Genomic DNA, 19,054 nt, shown 5'->3' with positions numbered 1-19,054 from the left:
GCCCTACGGCTGGGATCACTTCAGCCCGGGCTAGCTTGCGCGCGGGCTCGGGGAGCCCGCCCTACGATGTCGCGTAGCCGGCAGGGTGGGCACCCCGTGCCCACGCGTTCACGCCGCTTCCTCGTCCCCGCGCGGCGTCTTGCGGTCATCGTACGGCCCGTGCGTGAGCCAGTACTGGCGGAACGCGAGCCGCACGTTGTCGCGCAATTCCGTCTCGTTCCACGGCTTCGTGTAGAAGCGGTAGATGGCGCCCCGGTTGATCGAATCGAGCACCGTCTCCACGCCCGTGTAGCCGGACAGGATGATGCGCATCGTGTCCGGATACATCTCCTTGACCTTGCTGAGGAATTCGGTGCCGTTCATCACGGGCATCTTCTGGTCGCACAGGATCACCTGCACGTGGTACAGCGCCAGCAATTCGAAGCCCTCGGCCGGCGACGCGGCCGTCAGCACGCGGTAGTTGTCGCGCCTGAACAGCCGGTGCAGCGCGGCCAGCACGTTGACGTCGTCGTCCACCAGCAGCAGCGTCTGGACGTTGCGGTCGTCCTCCGCCGGACGCGTCGGCTGGGCGCGGTTCTCCAGCACCAGCCGGGCCAGGTCGGCCGGCGGCAGCGCGCGCGAAAAATGAAAACCCTGGATCTCGTCGCAGCGGTGGCGGCGCAGCAGCGCCATCTGCGCGCGCGATTCCACGCCCTCCGCGATCACCTGCATGTGCAGGCTGTGCGCCATGCTGATGATGGCCAGCGCGATCGCGGCGTCGTCCGGGTTCGTCGTGATGTCGCGCACGAACGCGATGTCGATCTTCAGCTTGTCGATCGGGAAGCGCTTCAGGTACGCGAGGCTCGAATAGCCGGTGCCGAAATCGTCGATGGCGATGCGGATGCCCAGTGCTTTCAAGCGCTCCAGCACTTGCACCGTGTGCTCGAAGTTCGACATCAGCGCGCTTTCCGTCAGCTCCAGTTCGAGCAGGCCCGGATCCACGCGGTGCTCCGCCAGCGCCGCGCGGATGTCGCCTTCCAGGTCGCCCTCGACGAACTGGCGGCTCGACACGTTGACGGCCACGCGTACGTCGCGCACGCCCTCCGCATTCCACGCGGCGATCTGGCGGCAGGCCTCGTCGATGATCCACGCGCCCACGCGCACGACCATGCCCGTGTCTTCCATGACGGGCACGAATTCGGCCGGGTACACGAGGCCGACACCGGGACGGCGCCAGCGCAGCAGCGCCTCCACGCCGGTCACGCGGCCCGTGTTCAGGTCCAGCTTGGGCTGGTAGTGCAGCTCGAACTGCTCGCCGTCGATGGCCGCGCGCAGCGCCAGTTCGAGGTCGAGCCGCGCCAGCACCTGCACGTTCATCCCGGCCGTGAAGAAGCGGTAGCCGTCGCGGCCCGCCTCCTTCGCGCGCACCATCGCCACGTCCGCGTATTTCACCAGCGTGCCCGGATCCGTGGCGTCGTCCGGGTACATCGCGATGCCGATGCTGGCCGTCAGCACGGCCTGCTGGCCGTTCAGGTCGAACGGCGCGCGCAGCGCCTCGCGCACCTCGTTGGCGACGCTGACCGCTTCGTCCTCCGTCTGCTCGCGCGTCATCGTCAGGATCAGCGCGAACTCGTCGCCACCGAGCCGGCCGATCGTGTCGCGCAGGCGTACGCAGCGCACCAGTCTCGTGCTGAACTGGCGCAGCAGCTCGTCGCCCAGCGCGGGGCCGAGCGAGTCGTTGACGATTTTAAAGCGGTCGAGCGTGATGAACAGCACGGCGATGCGCCAGTTCTTGTCTTGCGCGAGTTCGATGGCGTCGCGCAGCGTGTGGAAGAACAGGCTGCGGTTCGGCAGGCCGGTCAGGCTGTCGTAGTTCGACATGTGCTTCAGGCGCTGCGCGGCCTGCAGGCGCTCGCTGATGTCGCGCGCGACGGCGATCAGGATGCGGTGGCTGTTGTCCTGCTGCTGCAGCTGCCAGCTGATCTCGACCGGCACCGCGCCCTGCCCGTCCGCGCGCAGCAGCTCCGTCTCGACGATGTCGTGCTCGCGCGACGTGGACGCCGGGTCCGCATAGCGTTCGAGCTGAGCGCGTTCCGCGAGACCCAGCGCCACCGGATCGATGCGCAGCAGCGCCTCGCGCGAAAAACCCAGCATGCGGCAGGCGCCGTCGCTGACGTCGACCATCGCCATCGTGCGCGCGTCGACGAGGAAGATGGCGTCGGTGGTCGCGTCCATCGCGCCGCGGAAGCGCTGCAGCTCGGCCGTCCGCTCGCGCACCGTGCGCTCCATGCGCGCGCCGTAGTCCTGCGACTCCTTGTGGAACAGCCGCACTTCGAGCAGGTTGCGGATGCGCGTCAGGACCTCCACCGTGTCGAACGGCTTGCCGATGAAGTCGCGCGCGCCCGCTTCCAGCGCGGCCAGCTTCTTGTCCGGCTCCGCCGTCACCACGAGCACGGGCAGCCAGGACTCGCGCTCCATCGGCTTCAACGCTTCCATCACCTGGAAGCCGTCCATGTGCGGCATCTGCAGGTCGAGGATGATCAGGTCGTAGCGATGCTGCAGGTGCAGCGCGGCGACCTGGCGCGGGTCGGTGGTGCTGGCGACGTGCTCGTAGCCGCTGGTCTTGAGCAGGAACTCGAGCAGCTGCACGTTCACCGGTTCGTCGTCGACGACGAGGATGTGCGCGTGGCGGATGTCGGTGGCGGAAATCATGGGGTCGTCCTCATTCGGGCTGACAGTACGGCGTCGATGGCCTCGTTGAACTGGCCGATGTCGATCGGCTTGGTCAGGTAGTACGTGAAGCCGGCCGCCAGCGCGCGGTCGATGTCGGCGCGCATGGCGTTGGCGGATACCGCGATGGCCGGGATCCGCGCGGTCTCGGGTTCGCGGCGCAGCTGCGCCAGGACCTCGAACCCGGAGAGGCCGGGCAGGTTCAGGTCCATCAGGATGACGTCGGGTTTCTGGCTGCGCGCGAGCGACAGGCCGAAGTGGCCGTCCGGCGCGCTCACGAGGCGCAGGTCGGACCGGAAGCGCACGATCTCCTGCACGAGCTTCAGGTTGGCCGGATTGTCTTCGATGTACAGCACCGTATGCGGCTCTCCGGGTCCGGTGCCGTCCGCCCGGACGGGCACCGACCGCGCGGCAGGCGGGGCGGCAGGCGACGCGCCATCCGTACCGGCGACGGCCAGCTCGATCCAGAACACGCTGCCCACGCCGGGGCTGCTGGTCACGCCGATCTCGCCGCCCATCAGCTCGACGAGGCGGCGCGTCACCACGAGGCCGATGCCCGTGCCTTCCTGCGTGCCTGCTTCCTGGCCCAGGCGGTTGAAGGGCTGGAACAGGCCCGCGACCTGTTCAGGGCTCAAGCCCATGCCCGTGTCCTGCACCGACAGGCGCAGGCGCTGCGGCGCCGGTTGCGCGCAATCGACGACGATGGCGCCGCCGTCGCGGTTGTACTTCACCGCGTTCGACAACAGGTTCAGCAGGACCTGCTTCAGGCGCGTACGGTCGGCCAGCAGGCGCGCCGCCGGCGCCTCCGGGAACAGCACGCGCACGCCGCGCGCGGCGGCCAGCGGCGCGATCATGCCCTCGCATTCGGCGAGCACCTCGGCCAGCAGCACCGGTTCCATCGACAGGCTCACGGCCCCTGCCTCGACCTTGGCCAGGTCGAGGATCTCGTTGATCAGGGTGAGCAGGTGTCGGCCGGATTTCAGGATATGGCCGGAGAATTCGAGCTTCTGCTCCGGCGTCGTCGGCATGTCCTTCGATGCCAGGATCTGCGCGAAGCCGAGGATGGCGTTGAGCGGCGTGCGCAGCTCATGGCTCATCGACGACAGGAACGCGGACTTGGCCTGGTTGGCATTCCGCGCTTCGTCGATCGCGAGTCCCAGTTCCGAATTGGCGAGCTCCAGCTGGGCCGTGCGTTCCTGCACGCGCGCTTCCAGGCCTTCGTTCAGGCGCGCGATCTCGCGGTTCGAGTCTTCGAGCGCGCGCGTGCGCTGCTCGATCTCGGTCAGCATCGCGTTGAAGGAGTCGACGAGTTCCGCCGCCTCGTCCTCGCTGATGCGCGGCGCGCGCCGCGAATAGTCGCGCCGCGCCACGACTTCGCGCGCGATGCGGGTGATGGCATCGATGGGCGTCGTGATCGTGTGGCCGAGGCGGCGCACGAGCAGCCACGCGGTGAACAGGGCCAGCACCGTCACGCACGCGCAGATGACGAGGTAGTCGCGCATGCGTTCCATCAGCTGGTTTTCCGAGCGCAGGTAGACGGTGCCGAGCAGGTCGCCGTTTTCGCTGATCGGCTTGTACAGCACCAGTTCGTCGCCGCGCCCGACATAGGTTGCCGTGCCGCCCGCATGCACGGACCGGCCGCCCTTCGCGGGCCGCACCGGGAACGTGCTGTCCGCGCCGGGCGCCACATAGGTCGCGAACAGCGCGCCCTTCTCGTCGTAGATCGCGGCGGCGCGCACCGACGGCCGGCTGCGCAGCAGGGCCAGGTTCTCGCGCGCGAGGCGCGCGTCGTCGAAGGCCAGCGCGGCCGACGTCATGTGCCCCACCAGTTCGGCCTGCGTCGCGAGGTCGGTCAGCAGCGCGTGTTTATAGCTGCGCAGGTCGTAGACGACGACGGTGCCGACGGACACGGCCAGCGCGGCGAGCGTCGTCGACATCACGATCGTGACGAGTTTTTCGCGGATGGAGCGGCGCGGACGGATCATGGCATCACCACGTCGCCAACGCCAGCAGGCGCGCGCTGATGCGCAGCTGCGCGGCCATCGCTTCGAGCCGGTCGATGCGCAGCCGCAGGCGGTCCCCGTCCGCCACGAGTCCGACGACGCAACCGGGTGCGGGGACGCCGTCGCACACCGTCAATACGGGCTGGCTGCGCACGGCCGCGAGCAACCGGCCGCGCGCGGGCGACGCGGCCACGTACAGGACGTGCAGGCCGGGCGGCAGCGCGCGCGGGTCGACGCGGCGGACCGCCAGCGCGCGGCCATGCACGAGGCGGCCCGTCATGAATTGTGCGGCTTCGATGGCCAGCGCGTCGTTACCGGCGACGCCGACCAGCAACGGACTGCCGGCGTGCGCGAACGCGGCGTCCGGCCAGTCGACGAACGTGGCCACACGGTACAGGTAGGCCGCCTTGAGCTTGTGCTCAGGCGCGCCAAGGGGGCCTGTGCCGGCGTGGGCGGCACCCGCGAGGATCAGCAGGCACAGCGCCGCCCGGCGGACAGGCCGCGCGGCTGCGCGTGAAAAGACCATCATGAGTATGCCGGCCCCGGATGGTCATGCGCGAAACGGTCGAGCGGCATGCGAGGTCCTGGTTCGGTCAATGAACAACAAGCGGGCCAGCCCGCAAGGCGAGCAGGATAGCAGCACAACCGGGGACGATGTCGCACGGAACGGGGCCTGTCATTTACAGCGGTAAAGACATTTGCGTTTGTAAGGACGGTAAAGGCATAACCGCAAGAATGGCTTTTCGTTAAGATTCCGATGCCGCAGGGCGGGAAGGCGCGCTAGAATGGACGCGAGCGCGCAGCGGAACGTTTCCGCGACCGGCACACGGCGGCGCACTCGGTTGGATCCTGGAGACCTGGCGGTTCTCTGCTACCGCCATTACAAGGAGGAGCGACACGTGACGAACGACATCATCGACCTGGCCACCCGTGTGGGCCGGGCACTCGAATCCAAGAACCTGCTGCTGGCCACGGCCGAATCCTGCACCGGCGGCGGCGTCTCCCAGGCCATCACGGAAATCCCCGGCTCGACCGGCTGGTTCGAATGCGGTTTCGTGACGTATTCGAACGCCTCCAAGACGGAGATGCTGGACGTGCCGGCCGCGCTGATCGCGCAATTCGGTTCCGTCAGCGAGGAAGTCGCGGGCGCGATGGCCGAGGGCGCGGTCGCCAACAGCAACGCCGACGTGGCCGTGTCCACGACCGGCATCGCCGGCCCGACCGGCGCCGTGCCCGGCAAGCCCGTGGGCACGGTGTGCTTCGGCTGGTCGAAGGGCGACACGACGTACACCGAACGCCTCGTGTTCTCCGGCGACCGCCACGCGGTCCGCGAGCAGACGGTGGCGCACGCGCTGGCCGGCCTCTTGCGGCTGCTCGAGTAAGGATGCGCCGTCTGGCCGCGGCCGCGCTCCTGGCGGCCGCTTCCTTGAACGCTGCCGCAGCAAGCCCGGACCAGGGCATCACCGTGTACGCGGCCGGCGACATCGCGCGCTGTGCATACCGCGATCCGGCGTATTCGGGCGCGGCCGACACGGCCGCCACCGTCGCCGCCGGCCTCGCGCAGGACCCGCTGGCCGTCGTGCTGGCGCTGGGCGACCTGACCTATCCGCGCGGCGCCATGAAGGAATTCACCGGCTGCTATGCGCCGACGTGGGGCCGCTTCAAGGACCGCACGTGGCCCGCACCCGGCAACCACGAGTACTACACGCCGGGCGCGAAGCCCTATTTCGACTGGTGGGGCGCGCGCGCCGGCCGCGGTTACTACAGCTTCGAGCTGGGCACCTGGCACATCATCTCGCTGGACAGCAACGTCGCCCCGGCCCAGCACGCGGCCCAGCTGGACTGGCTGCGCGCCGACCTCGCCGCCCACCCCGCGCGCTGCACGCTCGCCTACTGGCACCATCCGCTGTACAGCTCGGGCGGCCACGGCAGCATCCCGAAGATGCGCGACGCCTGGCAGCTGCTGTACGCGGCCGGCGCCGAGCTGGTGCTGTCCGGCCATGACCACGACTACGAACGCTTCGCCCCGCAGGATGCGGATGGCCGGCTCGACCCGACGCACGGCATCCGCCAGTTCGTCGTCGGCACCGGCGGCGCGTATCCGACGCCGTTCCTGTTCACCGTCGCGCACAGCGAAGTCCGCGACAGCAACCGCACCGGCGTGCTGCGCCTGCGCCTGTACGCGGGCGGGTACGGCTGGGAATTCGTCGAGTCGACGCGGCTCGCGTCCTTCAGCATCGCCCCACCCGACCGCGGCAGCGCCGCCTGTCATTAAAACAACGGAGCCCGCATGACACGCCTCCTCTCCTGTTTTTCCCTGCTGCTCCTCCTCGCAGGGCCGGTGGCAGCGGCCGAGGTGCCCGAGGTCCGCTACGACAAGACGACGCTGCCCAACGGCCTGGAAGTGATCCTCGTCGAGGACCACCGCCTGCCCATCGTTGCGGTCAACATCTGGTACCACGTCGGCCCCGCCAACGAGGCGCCAGGGCTCACCGGCTTCGCCCACCTGTTCGAGCACATGATGTTCGCCGGGACGCGGCACCTGCCGCGCGGCCTCGCCGACCGCCTGCTGGAAGGCGCCGGCGCCACCGACAGCAACGGCAGCACGGACTACGACCGCACCAATTACTACGACACGGTACCGTCGAACCAGCTCGAACTCGCGCTGTGGGTCCACGCCGACCGCATGGGCTACCTGCTCGACGTGCTGGATCAGGCGGCGCTGTCGAACCAGCAGGACGTCGTGCGCAACGAGCGCCGCCAGAGCGTCGAGAACCGCCCCTACGGCGTCGTCGAGGAAGCGCTGAACCACGCGCTGTTCCCGAAGACGCACCCGTATTACGCCGCCGTCATCGGCTCGCACGCCGACATCCAGAACGCGAAGCTGGCCGACGTGCGCGATTTCTTCAAACGCTACTATGGCCCGAACAACGCCAGCATCGTGATCGCCGGCGACATCGACAAGGCCAAGACGCGCGCCCTCGTCGCCAAATACTTCGGCAGCTTCAAAAAGAGTCCGCCCGTCGTGCATCCGAAGGTCGCGACACCCGCCATCGCGCGCGAGCGCCGCATCACGGTGCCGGACCGCGTGGAGCTGCCGCGCCTGTACATGGCGTGGCTCACGCCGCCGGCCTTCCAGCCGGGCGACGCCGAGCTGGCGGTGACGGCACAGATCCTCGCGGGCGGCAAGTCGAGCCGCCTGTATAAAACCCTCGTGTACGAACGGCAGATCGCGCAGGAAGCGGCGGCCGCGCAGAATTCCAACGCGCTGACGTCGACCTTCATCGTCGACGCGACCGCGCGCCCGGGCCACGAACCGTCCGAGCTGGAGACGGCGATCGATGCGGAACTCAAGGCGCTGCGCGACACGGGACCGTCCGAGCAGGAAGTCGAACGCGCCCGCAACACGATCGAGACGGCGATGCTGACGTCGATCGAGAAGCTGGGCGGCACGGGCCTCGCGAACCAGATCAACCAGTACAACCAGTACACGGGCGACCCGGGCTACCTGCCGAAGGACATCGAGCGCCTGCGCCGCGTCACCGCCGCCGACGTGCGCCGCGTCGCGCAGGCCTACCTGCAGCCGAACGCGCGCGTGATCGTCGCCGGCGTGCCGGGCAAGCCGGACCTCGGCCCCGACGTGCCGGCGCCGCCACCGCCCCAAGTCTCGAAGACCGGCAAGACCGACCGCGCCGCCGGCATCAACCGCGACGAGGCGTGGCGCCGCACGCCGCCGAAACCGGGACCGGCGCCGCGCTTCACGCTGCCGCAGGGCGACGCGTTCAAGCTGCCGAACGGGCTGACGGTCATCGTCCACCCGAACCCCGCGCTGCCGCTCGTGGCGGCGGAACTGGTCGTGAAAAGCGGCTCCGACGCCAATCCATCCGACCAGCCGGGCCTCGCCGGCTTCACGGCGCAGATGCTGGACGAAGGCACGGCCACCCGCAGCGCGCCGCGCATCGCCGACGAGATCGCGCAGCTCGGCGCCTTCCTCGGCAGCGGGAGTACGGCGGACGCGTCGACCGTGTCGCTGCTCGCGCTGCGTTCCACGTTCCCGCAGGCGCTGGACGTGTTGGCCGACGTCGTGCTGCACCCGGCCTTCCCGACCGCGGAAGTCGAACGCCAGCGCGCCTCCCGCATCGGCGAACTGACGCAGCAGCGCGACGATCCCGCCCTCGTCGCCGTCGTCGCCGCGGCCGGTGCGTTGTACGGCCCGGATCACCCGTACGGCTACGGCCAGCTGGGCACGGAACAGGCGATCCGCGCGACGACGCGCGAAGACCTCGTGCGCTTCTGGCGCCGCCACTACCTGCCGGGCAATGCGGCCCTCGTCGTCTCCGGCGACATCACGGCGGACGAGTTGCGCGCGCTGGCAACGGCCCGCTTCGGCGGCTGGGAACGCGCCGATGCCGCCGTGACGTCGGTCGGCGATCCTGCCGGCACCAAGGCGCGCCTCGTCGTCGTCGACAAGCCGGGCACGCCGCAGACGGCGCTGCGCGTGACGACGATCGCGGCCGCGCGCAGGACGCCGGACTATCCGGCCATGCAGGTCATGAACGCGGCGCTGGGCGGCCTGTTCTCGAGCCGCATCAACCTCAACCTGCGCGAAGACAAGGGCTACAGCTACGGCGTGTTCTCGGCGTTCCGCTACGACCGCACACCGGGCCCGTTCACCATCGCGGGCAGCGTGCGCACGGATGTCACGGGGGCTTCCATTTCCGAGATCTTCAGGGAAGTGAACGGCATGCGCGCCAAGCCGCTGCCTGCGGCCGAACTGGCGGGCGCGCGCGACTCGCAGGTGTATTCGCTGCCGGGACAGTTCGAAACGAACAGCGGCATCGGGGCGAGCCTGGCCGAGACTTTCGTGTTCGACCTGCCGGCGGATTACTGGCGCACCCTGCCCGACCGGTTCCGCGCCGTGACGGCGGCGCAGGTGCAGGCGGCGGCGCAGAAATACCTGAAGCCTGATCAGCTGAAAGTCATCGCCGTCGGGGATCGCGCGGCGATTTTGCCGCAGTTGCAGAAGCTTGGGTTGGGGCAGCCGGAGGTGCGGGACGCGGATGGGCAGGTGCCGTAACGCTCCGGTAACACCAACTTCCGCGTGGGCACGGGGTGCCCACTCTACCCGTGCGCCGCTCGATTCGTAGGGTGGGCGCCCCGAGCCCGCCAAACGCGCGAGTCTTCATTACACCTTCGCCACGTCGGTACGATATCCCTTGCGCCCGCCACGTCTATGCGCTTAACATGTGAACAGTTCTTCAAACGTTAAGCATGAGCATCCCACCCGACATCGACAATGCGGTCGACGAACTCGCCGACCTGTTCCACCTGCTGGGCGACCCCACCCGGTTGCGGATCGTGCTCGCCTGCCTGGCGCAGCCGACGGCCGTGGGCGATATCGCCGGCGCGTTGAACCTGTCCAGTTCGCTGGTCAGCCACCACTTGCGCCTGTTGCGCGCGGCCCGCATCGTCAAGGCGGAGCGCCAGGGCAAGCAGGTGTTCTATGCGGCCGCCGATGCCCACATCAGCGGCCTGCTTTCCAATATGTTCGAACACATCGCCGAACCCACCACCGGACTGGACGCATGAGTCACCACCATTCCCACGGCCATGGACATGGCCACCATCATCACCCGACGCCGGGCGACAACGGCCGCGCGTTCGGCATCGCGATCGGCCTGAACACCGCGTTCGTCGCCATCGAATTCATCTACGGCTTCATCGCCAACTCGACGGCGCTGATGGCCGATGCCGGCCACAACCTGTCCGACGTGCTGGGTCTCGGCCTCGCCTGGGGCGCCGCGCTGCTGACGAAGAGCGCGCCCACGCGCCGTTTCACGTACGGCATGCGCGGCACGACCATCCTGGCCGCCCTCGCCAACGCCCTGCTGCTGATGGTGGCCTGCGGCGCCATCGCATGGGAAGCCGTGCATCGCTTCGCCCATCCGGAACCGGTGGCCGGCACGACGGTGTCCATCGTCGCCCTCGTCGGCGTGCTGATCAACGGCTTCTCGGCCTGGCTGTTCGTGGCCGGCAGCAAGGACGACATCAACGTGCGCGGCGCCTACCAGCACATGGCGGCGGATGCCTTGCTGTCGCTTGGCGTCGTCATCTCCGGCGTCGTGATCATCTACACGGGCTGGTCGTGGCTCGACCCGGTCGTCAGCCTCGTGCTCGTCGTCGTGATCGTCGTGGGGACGTGGTCGCTGCTCAAGGAATCGATCCAGATGGTGCTGGCGGGCGTGCCGGCCAGTGTCGACGCGACGGGCGTCACGGCCTTCCTGGCCGCGCAACCCGGCGTGACCGAAGTGCACGACGTCCACATCTGGGCGATGAGCACGACGGAAACGGCCCTCACGGCCCACCTCGTGATGCCGGGCGGCTATCCGGGCGATGCGGCCATCGACGAGATCGTCGGGCACCTGCGCGAGGATTTCGCCATCCATCACTGCACGCTGCAGGTGGAGCAAGGGACGACCAAGCACAGCAGTTGCTGCCTGCACGATGGGCCGGAGGCGCATGACGATCACGATCATGATCATGACCATCATCACGGTCACTCACACGCACACTAAACAAAACGGCCCGCATGCAAGCGGGCCGTTTTTACATGGAAAGCCTGATCAGCCGGCCAGGTTCGCGTACAACGCCGTACTGAGATAGCGCTCGCCGAACGACGGAATGATCGTCACGATCAGCTTGCCCGCATTTTCCGGCCGTTTGGCGACCTGGATCGCGGCCCACAGGGCAGCGCCGGACGAGATGCCGACCAGCAGCCCCTCCTCGCGCGCGGCCGCACGAGCCGTCTCGAAAGCATCCTCGTTCTTGACGGTGATGACTTCGTCGTAGGCTTTCGTGTTCAGCACGTCCGGAATGAAGCCGGCGCCGAGGCCCTGGATCGGGTGCGGGCCCTTCGTGCCCTTCGACAGGATCGGCGACGCTTCCGGTTCCACGGCGATGGCCTGGAACGACGGCTTCCTCGCCTTGATCACTTCGGCCACGCCCGTGATCGTGCCGCCCGTGCCGATGCCGGCCACGAGGATGTCGACCTTGCCGTCGGTATCGCGCCAGATTTCCTCGGCCGTCGTGCGGCGGTGGACTTCCGGGTTGGCGGGATTGTTGAACTGCTGGGGCATGAAGCAGTTCGGGTCGGCCGCGACGATTTCCTCGGCGCGGCGGATGGCGCCCAGCATGCCTTCCGGCCCCGGCGTGAGCACCAGTTCGGCGCCGTAGGCGCGCAGCAGCATGCGCCGTTCGTTGCTCATCGTTTCCGGCATGACGAGGCGGCAGCGGTAGCCGCGCGCCGCGCACACCATTGCCAGCGCGATGCCCGTGTTGCCGCTGGTGGGTTCGACGATGATGGTGTTCGGGCCGATCTTGCCGGCCTGCTCGGCCGCTTCGATCATGGCCCAGCCGATCCGGTCCTTCACGCTGTGGGCCGGATTGTAGAACTCGAGCTTGGCGGTGAGATCGGCGCCGGCGCCCTGCGCCAGGCGGCGGATCCGCACCAAGGGGGTATTGCCGATCAGTTCCGTCACGTCGTTCGCGATACGCATGCAGTTCTCCCGTTGATGAGTTTTGACTTAAGAAAACATCGAAAAACCTACTGCGCGTTGCACTGTCGGTCTTCGATGCTCGCTGTACTAGCGTACAGCTGCGCTTCTCAACCGACATTGCTGCCGCTCGTGACGGTTTTTCGAGGTTCCCTTACTTGACCTTCAGGAGTTCGACGTCGAAGATCAGGTCGGAATCCGGCGGAATGGAACCGCCGCCTGCGCCGCGCTTGCCGTACGCGAGTTCGCTCGGGATGATCAGCGTGCGCTTGCCGCCCACCTTCATGCCCTGCACGCCCTGCTCCCAGCCCTTGATGACCTGGCGCGCGCCGAGCTGGAACTCGAGCGGTTCGCGGCCCGCGTCCAGCGACGAGTCGAATTTGCGGCCGCGTTGCCTGGCGGCCAGCGGCTTGTAGAACCAGCCCGTGTAGTTGACGACGACCGTGCTGCCGACGCTGGCTTCGGCACCCTTGCCGATCACGTGGTCGACGACCTGCACCTTCGGCCCTTGCTGTTCCTGGCCAGCGGGCGTCGGGTCGACGGGATTGTTCGGGTTGCCGGGATGGGCCGCGTTGGCGGTGGCCTGGGCCGGGTCCTTGGGACCTTGCAGGCCGTCGCCGGCCTGCTGGGATGCGTCCTGCGCGTTGGCGGCGACGGCCGCCAGCAGCAGGCTCGCGAGGGCGATACGACGGATCATGGAGCCTCTTTTCACGAATCAGTAAAAACCAGGGCACCTCGCAAAACCGTCGCGAGCGGCCGCAATGCTGTTTGAGAAGCGCAGCTGTACGAGTAGTACAGCGAGCATCGCAGGACAGCAGTGCAACGCGCAGCAGGTTTTGCGACGTGCCCCACTGATCCTATGATAACAAGGCATCTTCCAGTTGGACAGCGTCGACGGATTCGGTTACATGGTCCGGCACCGGCACGGCATTCGCCTCCTCCGCCATCTTGCGCAGCATGTGGCCGGCCGCGACCATGCCGAACGTCGCGGTGACGACCATGCTCGAGCCGAAGCCGGCGCAGTTCAGGCCCGTGATGCTGTTCGCGTCGACTTCGCAGGCGTCGCCGTCGCCGGACTGCGGGTAGCGCAGCGGTTCCATCGAGAACACGGCGTCGATGTGGTACTTGTTCTTTTCGCCGCGCGCGAAGCCGTAGCGGGCACGCAGGATCTTGCGCACTTTCTTCAGCAGCGGTTCCTGCTCGGTACGGGCGAGGTCGCGCACTTCGATTTTGGTCGGATCCAGCTGGCCGCCGGCGCCGCCGATGACGATCAGCGGGATCGCATGCTGGCTGCAGTACGCGATCAGCGCGGCCTTGGCCTTGACGCTGTCGATCGCGTCGACGACGTAGTCGAAACCGTCGGTGCCGATCATCTGCGGAATGTTGTCCGGATCGATGAAGTCTTCGACGAGATCGACCTGGCAGTACGGATTGATGAGCGCGATGCGCTGTTTCAGCGCCTCGATCTTGGGCATGCCGACCGTGGTCGACAGGGCCTGGATCTGCCGGTTGATGTTGGATTCGGCCACGTTGTCGAGGTCGATGAGCGTGAGCCGGCCGACGGCGCTGCGGGCCAGCGCCTCGACGATCCAGGAGCCGACGCCGCCGACGCCGACCACGCAAACGTGCGCCGCACGGAACCGTTCCAGTGCACGCTCGCCGTAGAGGCGGGCAATGCCGCCGAAGCGCCGCTCGAAGTCGACGTCATCGAAGAGGGAGGTGGAAATCGTAGTCATGATCCCTTCATTTTACCGGACGGAATGGCGCTCATTGCTCTAAAATAACTTTCAGTCAATCAAAAAATTTCCCGCATTCTGCACGTCCACAACAGCGATCATGAACAACCTTCTTGCCGACCCCGCTCCCGACTTCGACCAACCCGTCGCCGTCCTCAAGCATTGCCACGGCCGCATCCGCAAACAGCTTGCGACCATGGAAAAACTGCTCGCCCACCTGCCCGAACACGGCGCCGACGAGCAGGCGCGCCAGGCGGCTACGGCCGTACTGAAATACTTCGACAAGGCCGCCCACCTGCACCACGAAGACGAGGAACAGGACCTGCTGCCGATGCTGCTCGCGGTCGCCAAGGGCGACGATGCGGCCACGCTGCAGGCGCTCGCGCCCATGATCCTGCAGGAACACAAGGACATGGATGCAATGTGGCAAGACCTGCACGAGCAGCTGGCGGGCATCGCGGACGGCAGCGGCACGCAGCTGTCGGCTTCGATCGTGCGCCGCTTCGTGCAGAGCTATCACGGCCATATGGAACGCGAAGAAGGCATCGTCGCGCCGATGGCGCTGCGCCTCTTTGGTCCGGATCAGATGGCGCGCCTGGGCGGCGCGATGCGCCAGCGCCGCGGCCTCCAACAGGCGGTGGCCCCGGCACCTTCGATCGGCGAACAAGTCGCCGACCTGCGCAAGGATTACGGCCAGGCCCGCCTGGACGAAAGCGACGTCGCCGACGACCCGATGGACCAGTTCACGCGCTGGTTCGAGGAGGCGCTGAAGGCCGAAGTGAACGAGCCGAACGCGATGAGCGTGGCCACCGTGGGCGAGGATGGGCGGCCGACGTCGCGCATTGTTCTCGTCAAGCAATTCGATGCGCGCGGCTTCACGTGGTACACGAATTACGACAGCCAGAAAGGCAGGCAGCTGGCAAGCAAGCCTTTTGCAGCTCTGCTATTCTTCTGGAGTGAACTTGAACGGCAAGTGCGGATCGAAGGCAGAGTTGAGCGCACGAGTGCCGAGGAAAGCGATAAGTATTTCAACAGCCGACCATTGAAAAGCCGGCTGTCGGCGATCGCGTCCGAACAAAGCGAGCCGATCGCAAACCGTGCCGCCCTCGAAGAACACTACGAGCAAGTGGCGCGTCAGTATGGCGAAGCACCGCCACGACCACAACACTGGGGCGGTTTTCGCCTGGTGCCGGAACGGATCGAGTTCTGGCAGGGGCGGCGTTCACGCTTCCACGACCGCATCGTCTACACGCGGCAGGAAGATGGCAGCTGGACGCGGCAACGTTTGCAACCCTGACCCGGTGCATCCGGTTCAGGATCAGCCGGAGAAGACGCGTGTTCGATCAACTGAAGCTTTCCGCCTGGACCTCAGGCATACGCAGTAAATTCAACCTGCCTCTGCGCGTGGAATTATGGAACGGCGCGCAGGTGGACCTGTCCCCTGAGCAACCACGCGTGAAAATCCGCGTCCCGAACCCGGGCGGCCTGCGCTACCTCCTCGCGCCATCGCTGGGCAACCTCGGCGAGGCCTATGTCGAAGGCGCGCTCGAGATCGAAGGACGCGCGGCCGACATGATCCAGGTGGGTTCCGCCCTCGCGGAATCGACGGGCAAGCCGGCGCGCGCGAGCCGCGTCGCCAGCGCCGCCCTGCGCCTCGTCTCGCCGCACACGCGCGAGAAGGATGCCGAGGCAATCCGCTACCACTACGACGTCTCCAACGAGTTCTACGGCCTGTTCCTCGACCCGGCCATGGTGTATTCCTGCGCCTATTTCGAGAATGGCGACGAGGACCTGGCCACGGCCCAGCAAAAGAAGATCGACCACATCCTCACCAAGATCGGCGTGCAGCCGGGCCAGACGCTGCTCGACATCGGCTGCGGCTGGGGCGCGCTCGTGATCCGTGCGGCCAGCAAGTTCGGGGCGCGCTGCGTCGGCGTCACGCTGTCCGAACGCCAGTACGAGCTGGCGCGCGAGCGCGTGGCGCAGGCCGGGTTGCAGGACCGTGTCGAGATCCGCTTGCAGGACTACCGCGACGTCGCGGGCAGTTTTGACCGCATCACGAGCGTCGGCATGTTCGAGCACGTGGGCGTGGACAATTTACCGGAATACTTCCGCCGCATCAGCAAGCTGCTGGCGCCGGGCGGTGTCGTGATGAACCACGGCATCACCACGACCGATGTCGAGCAGCGCAACAGCCCGCACGGCAGTGGCGAGTTCATCGACAAATACGTGTTCCCCCACGGCGAGCTGGCGCATCTGTCCACCGTCATCCGCACGATGCAGGAAGGCGGACTCGAGGTCCGCGACGTGGAAAACCTGCGCCGCCACTATGCCCGCACGTGCGCGCTGTGGACCGAGAATTTCGAGAACAATGCCGACCGCATCCGGGCGACGTGCGATCCGAAGACGTTCCGCATCTGGCACGTCTACCTGGCCGGCTGCGCGTACGGCTTCGCACACGACTGGATCAGCCTGTACCAGATCGTGTGCGGCAAGGCGGGCGAAGAACCGGACCTGATTCCGTGGTCGCGGCGGTACATGTATCGCTAGCGCTATTTCACCCGATCCGTGAACACCTTGCGGAACTTGGCCACCTTGGGCGCCACCACGAACGCGCAATACCCCTGCAACGGGTGCTGCGCAAAATAATTCTGGTGGTAGTCCTCGGCCTTGTACCACTGCTCGGCCGGCAGCACCTGCGTGACGATCGGCGCATCCCACACAGCGGCCATCTCGGCCATTACCTTGCGCGCCGTCGCTTCCTGTTCCGGCGACGTGAAGAAGATCACCGAGCGGTATTGCGTGCCGACGTCGTTGCCCTGGCGGTTCGGCGTCGTCGGGTCGTGGATGGTGAAAAAGATTTCCAGGATGTCGCGATAACCGATCACGTTCGGATCGAATTCCAGGCGCACCACTTCCGCGTGGCCCGTCGTGCCCGCGCACACCTGCTCGTAGGTCGGCGCGGGAATCTCGCCGCCCATATAGCCCGATTCCACGCGGAGAATACCGCGCGCTTCCAGGTAAACCGCTTCCAGGCACCAGAAACACCCGCCGCCCAGGATGGCCACTTCGGTTGCTGATTGCTGGCTCATGCTGACTCCTCGAGGGATAAATAGTTGTTCATGGTTTCACTGTAAACGAAAGTGCGCGGTCGTGCAGGCTCGGGGGACCGCCGGCCATTGATGGCATAATGCGCGCATGAACACCAGCTCACCTCGCGCCACCACGCGCGGTTTCGATTCCGCCCATTTTCGCCAGGCCCTGTCCCAATTCGCGACCGGTGTCACCGTCATCACGACCCGCCTGGGCGACGGCAAATTCCGCGGCCTGACCGCGTCCTCTTTCAATTCCGTATCGCTGGAGCCGCCGCTGGTGCTGTGGAGCCTGTCGAACGTCGCCAACAGCCTGCCCATCTTCACGGGCAATTCGCACTACGTCATCAACGTATTGTCCGCCGGCCAGGAAGAGCTGGCGCGCCGGTTCTCGCGCCGTGGCCAGGATCCGTTCGAAGGCGTCGAGTACGAATTGTCGCGCACCGGCCTGCCGATCCTGAAGGGGGTCTCCGCCTGGTTCGAATGCCACAACCGCAGCCGCTACCCGGAAGGCGACCACGTGATCTTCGTGGGCGAAGTGGAAGACTGCGCCGTGCATCCACAGTCCGCCCTGCTGTTCCATGGCGGGCGGTTCGGCAGCACCTGATCCTTGTTTGAAAAATGAAAATGCCTGTCGCAGTTTGAAAAGATGTGACGGGGAGGGGTTTCTATAATGGCTCGTCCCGGGCGGCCATCCATTCGCCCGCCACATTCTTACAAAGATTGAGACAGGAGCCCCATGAGCCGTTCCGATACGCCCCGCAAAGCCCAGTTCCATTGGGATGATCCGTTGCTGCTGAACGAGCAGTTGCTCGACGAAGAACGCATGGTGCGCGACGCCGCCGCGGCCTATTGCCAGGACAAGCTGCTGCCGCGCGTCCTCGAAGCCTTCCGCCACGAAACCACCGACGCGTCCATCTTCCGCGAGATGGGCGAGCTCGGCCTGCTGGGCCCGACCATCCCCGAGCAATACGGCGGCCCCGGCCTGAACTACGTCAGCTACGGCCTGATCGCGCGCGAAGTCGAGCGCGTCGATTCCGGCTACCGCTCGATGATGAGCGTGCAATCGTCGCTCGTGATGGTGCCCATCTACGAATTCGGCAATGAAGAAACGAAGCAGAAATACCTGCCGAAACTGGCCACCGGCGAGTGGATCGGCTGCTTCGGCCTGACCGAACCGAACCACGGCTCCGACCCGGGCTCGATGGTCACGCGCGCGCGCAAGGTCGACGGCGGCTACTCGCTGTCCGGCTCGAAGATGTGGATCACGAACTCGCCGATCGCCGACGTGTTCGTCGTCTGGGCGAAGGATGACGAAGGCAAGATCCGCGGCTTCGTGCTGGAAAAGGGCTGGAAAGGCCTGTCGGCGCCGGCCATCCATGGCAAGGTCGGCCTGCGCGCGTCGATCACGGGCGAGATCGTGATGGACGAGGTGTTCTGCCCCGAAGAAAACGCGTTCCCGGACGTGCGCGGCCTGAAGGGTCCGTTCACGTGCCTGAATTCGGCCCGCTACGGTATCGCCTGGGGCGCGCTGGGCGCCGCGGAAGACTGCTGGCACCGTTCGCGCCAGTACGTGCTGGACCGCAAGCAATTCGGCAAGCCGCTGGCCGCCAACCAGCTGATCCAGAAAAAACTGGCGGACATGCAGACGGAAATCACGCTGGGCCTGCAGGGCGTCCTGCGTCTGGGCCGCATGAAGGACGAGGGCTCGGCCGCGGTCGAGATCACGTCGATCATGAAGCGCAATTCCTGCGGCAAGGCACTCGACATCGCACGCATGGCGCGCGACATGATGGGCGGTAACGGCATCAGCGACGAGTTCGGCGTGGCGCGTCACCTCGTCAACCTGGAAGTCGTCAACACGTACGAAGGTACGCACGACATCCACGCGCTGATCCTGGGTCGCGCGCAGACCGGTATCGCGGCGTTCTGATCGCCCCGGTTCACGAAAAAAAACCCGC

General features: G+C 66.8%; 16 protein-coding genes. 9 read left to right on the top strand and 7 right to left on the bottom strand.

Annotated features, from left to right (window positions below; all coding sequences use genetic code 11):
- Positions 1–108: 108 nt before the first annotated feature.
- The 3 genes from ACL58G_RS07570 to ACL58G_RS07560 are packed head-to-tail and all read right to left on the bottom strand — an operon-like array spanning position 109 to position 5,241.
- A complete protein-coding gene (locus tag ACL58G_RS07570) occupies positions 109–2,691 on the bottom strand; it encodes an EAL domain-containing protein (protein WP_413381803.1) in 2,583 nt (860 codons plus the stop codon).
- Positions 2,688–4,694, bottom strand: a complete 2,007-nt coding sequence (locus ACL58G_RS07565; RefSeq protein WP_413381800.1) for an ATP-binding protein — start codon at positions 4,692–4,694, stop codon at positions 2,688–2,690. The genes ACL58G_RS07570 and ACL58G_RS07565 overlap by 4 nt, the downstream gene beginning before the upstream one ends.
- 4 nt (positions 4,695–4,698) lie before the next feature.
- The gene (locus tag ACL58G_RS07560; RefSeq protein WP_413381797.1) at positions 4,699–5,241 is read right to left on the bottom strand and encodes a YfiR family protein; all 543 of its coding nucleotides are present in this window, start codon (positions 5,239–5,241) and stop codon (positions 4,699–4,701) included.
- 370 nt (positions 5,242–5,611) lie between these two features.
- Here ACL58G_RS07560 and ACL58G_RS07555 point away from each other — a divergent pair, with 370 nt between their 5' ends.
- From ACL58G_RS07555 to ACL58G_RS07535, 5 genes are all read left to right on the top strand, one after another.
- A complete protein-coding gene (locus ACL58G_RS07555; RefSeq protein WP_036236278.1) occupies positions 5,612–6,094 on the top strand; it encodes a CinA family protein in 483 nt (160 codons plus the stop codon).
- Between the two features lie 2 nt (positions 6,095–6,096).
- Complete coding sequence (locus ACL58G_RS07550) at positions 6,097–6,987, top strand: metallophosphoesterase family protein (protein WP_413381794.1); 891 nt, start codon at positions 6,097–6,099, stop codon at positions 6,985–6,987.
- A gap of 15 nt (positions 6,988–7,002) precedes the next feature.
- Entirely contained in the window at positions 7,003–9,789 is a 2,787-nt protein-coding gene (locus ACL58G_RS07545; RefSeq protein ID WP_440966052.1) for a M16 family metallopeptidase, read from the top strand.
- A gap of 194 nt (positions 9,790–9,983) precedes the next feature.
- Positions 9,984–10,301 carry an ArsR/SmtB family transcription factor gene (locus tag ACL58G_RS07540; RefSeq protein WP_036236165.1) on the top strand — a complete coding sequence of 106 codons (318 nt, stop codon included), beginning with the start codon at positions 9,984–9,986 and terminating at the stop codon, positions 10,299–10,301.
- Positions 10,298–11,287, top strand: coding sequence for a cation diffusion facilitator family transporter (locus ACL58G_RS07535; protein ID WP_440966049.1), 990 nt, complete (start codon positions 10,298–10,300; stop codon positions 11,285–11,287). Before ACL58G_RS07540 ends, ACL58G_RS07535 begins: the two co-directional genes overlap by 4 nt.
- 48 nt (positions 11,288–11,335) lie before the next feature.
- Here the strand turns inward: ACL58G_RS07535 and cysK are convergent, their stop codons facing one another.
- The 3 genes from cysK to tcdA all read right to left on the bottom strand — a co-directional run bounded on the left by cysK (position 11,336) and on the right by tcdA (position 14,001).
- Positions 11,336–12,268 carry a cysteine synthase A gene (cysK, locus tag ACL58G_RS07530; protein ID WP_413337275.1) on the bottom strand — a complete coding sequence of 311 codons (933 nt, stop codon included), beginning with the start codon at positions 12,266–12,268 and terminating at the stop codon, positions 11,336–11,338.
- Between the two features lie 151 nt (positions 12,269–12,419).
- Positions 12,420–12,962, bottom strand: a complete 543-nt coding sequence (locus ACL58G_RS07525; RefSeq protein WP_413337276.1) for an FKBP-type peptidyl-prolyl cis-trans isomerase — start codon at positions 12,960–12,962, stop codon at positions 12,420–12,422.
- A 160-nt stretch (positions 12,963–13,122) separates the two neighbouring features.
- Entirely contained in the window at positions 13,123–14,001 is an 879-nt protein-coding gene (gene tcdA, locus ACL58G_RS07520; protein WP_440966046.1) for a tRNA cyclic N6-threonylcarbamoyladenosine(37) synthase TcdA, read from the bottom strand.
- Positions 14,002–14,101: 100 nt separating this feature from the next.
- Between tcdA and pdxH the strand changes: the two genes are divergently transcribed.
- Positions 14,102–15,298, top strand: coding sequence for a pyridoxamine 5'-phosphate oxidase (gene pdxH, locus ACL58G_RS07515; RefSeq protein WP_440966044.1), 1,197 nt, complete (start codon positions 14,102–14,104; stop codon positions 15,296–15,298).
- A gap of 38 nt (positions 15,299–15,336) precedes the next feature.
- The gene (locus ACL58G_RS07510; protein WP_413381782.1) at positions 15,337–16,551 is read left to right on the top strand and encodes a class I SAM-dependent methyltransferase; all 1,215 of its coding nucleotides are present in this window, start codon (positions 15,337–15,339) and stop codon (positions 16,549–16,551) included.
- A gap of 2 nt (positions 16,552–16,553) precedes the next feature.
- Here ACL58G_RS07510 and msrA read toward each other — a convergent pair whose 3' ends face one another.
- Positions 16,554–17,093: a peptide-methionine (S)-S-oxide reductase MsrA gene (msrA, locus tag ACL58G_RS07505; RefSeq protein ID WP_413381779.1), complete on the bottom strand. Its 540-nt coding sequence runs from the start codon at positions 17,091–17,093 to the stop codon at positions 16,554–16,556.
- 106 nt (positions 17,094–17,199) lie between these two features.
- On the opposite strand from msrA, the gene ACL58G_RS07500 reads away from it, so the two are divergent.
- Both ACL58G_RS07500 and ACL58G_RS07495 read left to right on the top strand, forming a co-directional pair.
- Positions 17,200–17,700, top strand: a complete 501-nt coding sequence (locus tag ACL58G_RS07500; RefSeq protein ID WP_413337281.1) for a flavin reductase family protein — start codon at positions 17,200–17,202, stop codon at positions 17,698–17,700.
- Between the two features lie 132 nt (positions 17,701–17,832).
- Positions 17,833–19,026, top strand: a complete 1,194-nt coding sequence (locus tag ACL58G_RS07495) for an acyl-CoA dehydrogenase (protein ID WP_440966041.1) — start codon at positions 17,833–17,835, stop codon at positions 19,024–19,026.
- The last annotated feature ends 28 nt before the right edge of the window (positions 19,027–19,054 follow it).

Origin of the sequence: Massilia sp. GER05, assembly GCF_052056005.1 — a bacterium.
Classification (GTDB): Bacteria; Pseudomonadota; Gammaproteobacteria; order Burkholderiales; family Burkholderiaceae_D; genus Telluria; species Telluria orientalis.
The sequence above is the reverse complement of the archived record's forward strand: the minus strand, read 5'-3'. Positions and strand labels throughout refer to the sequence as shown.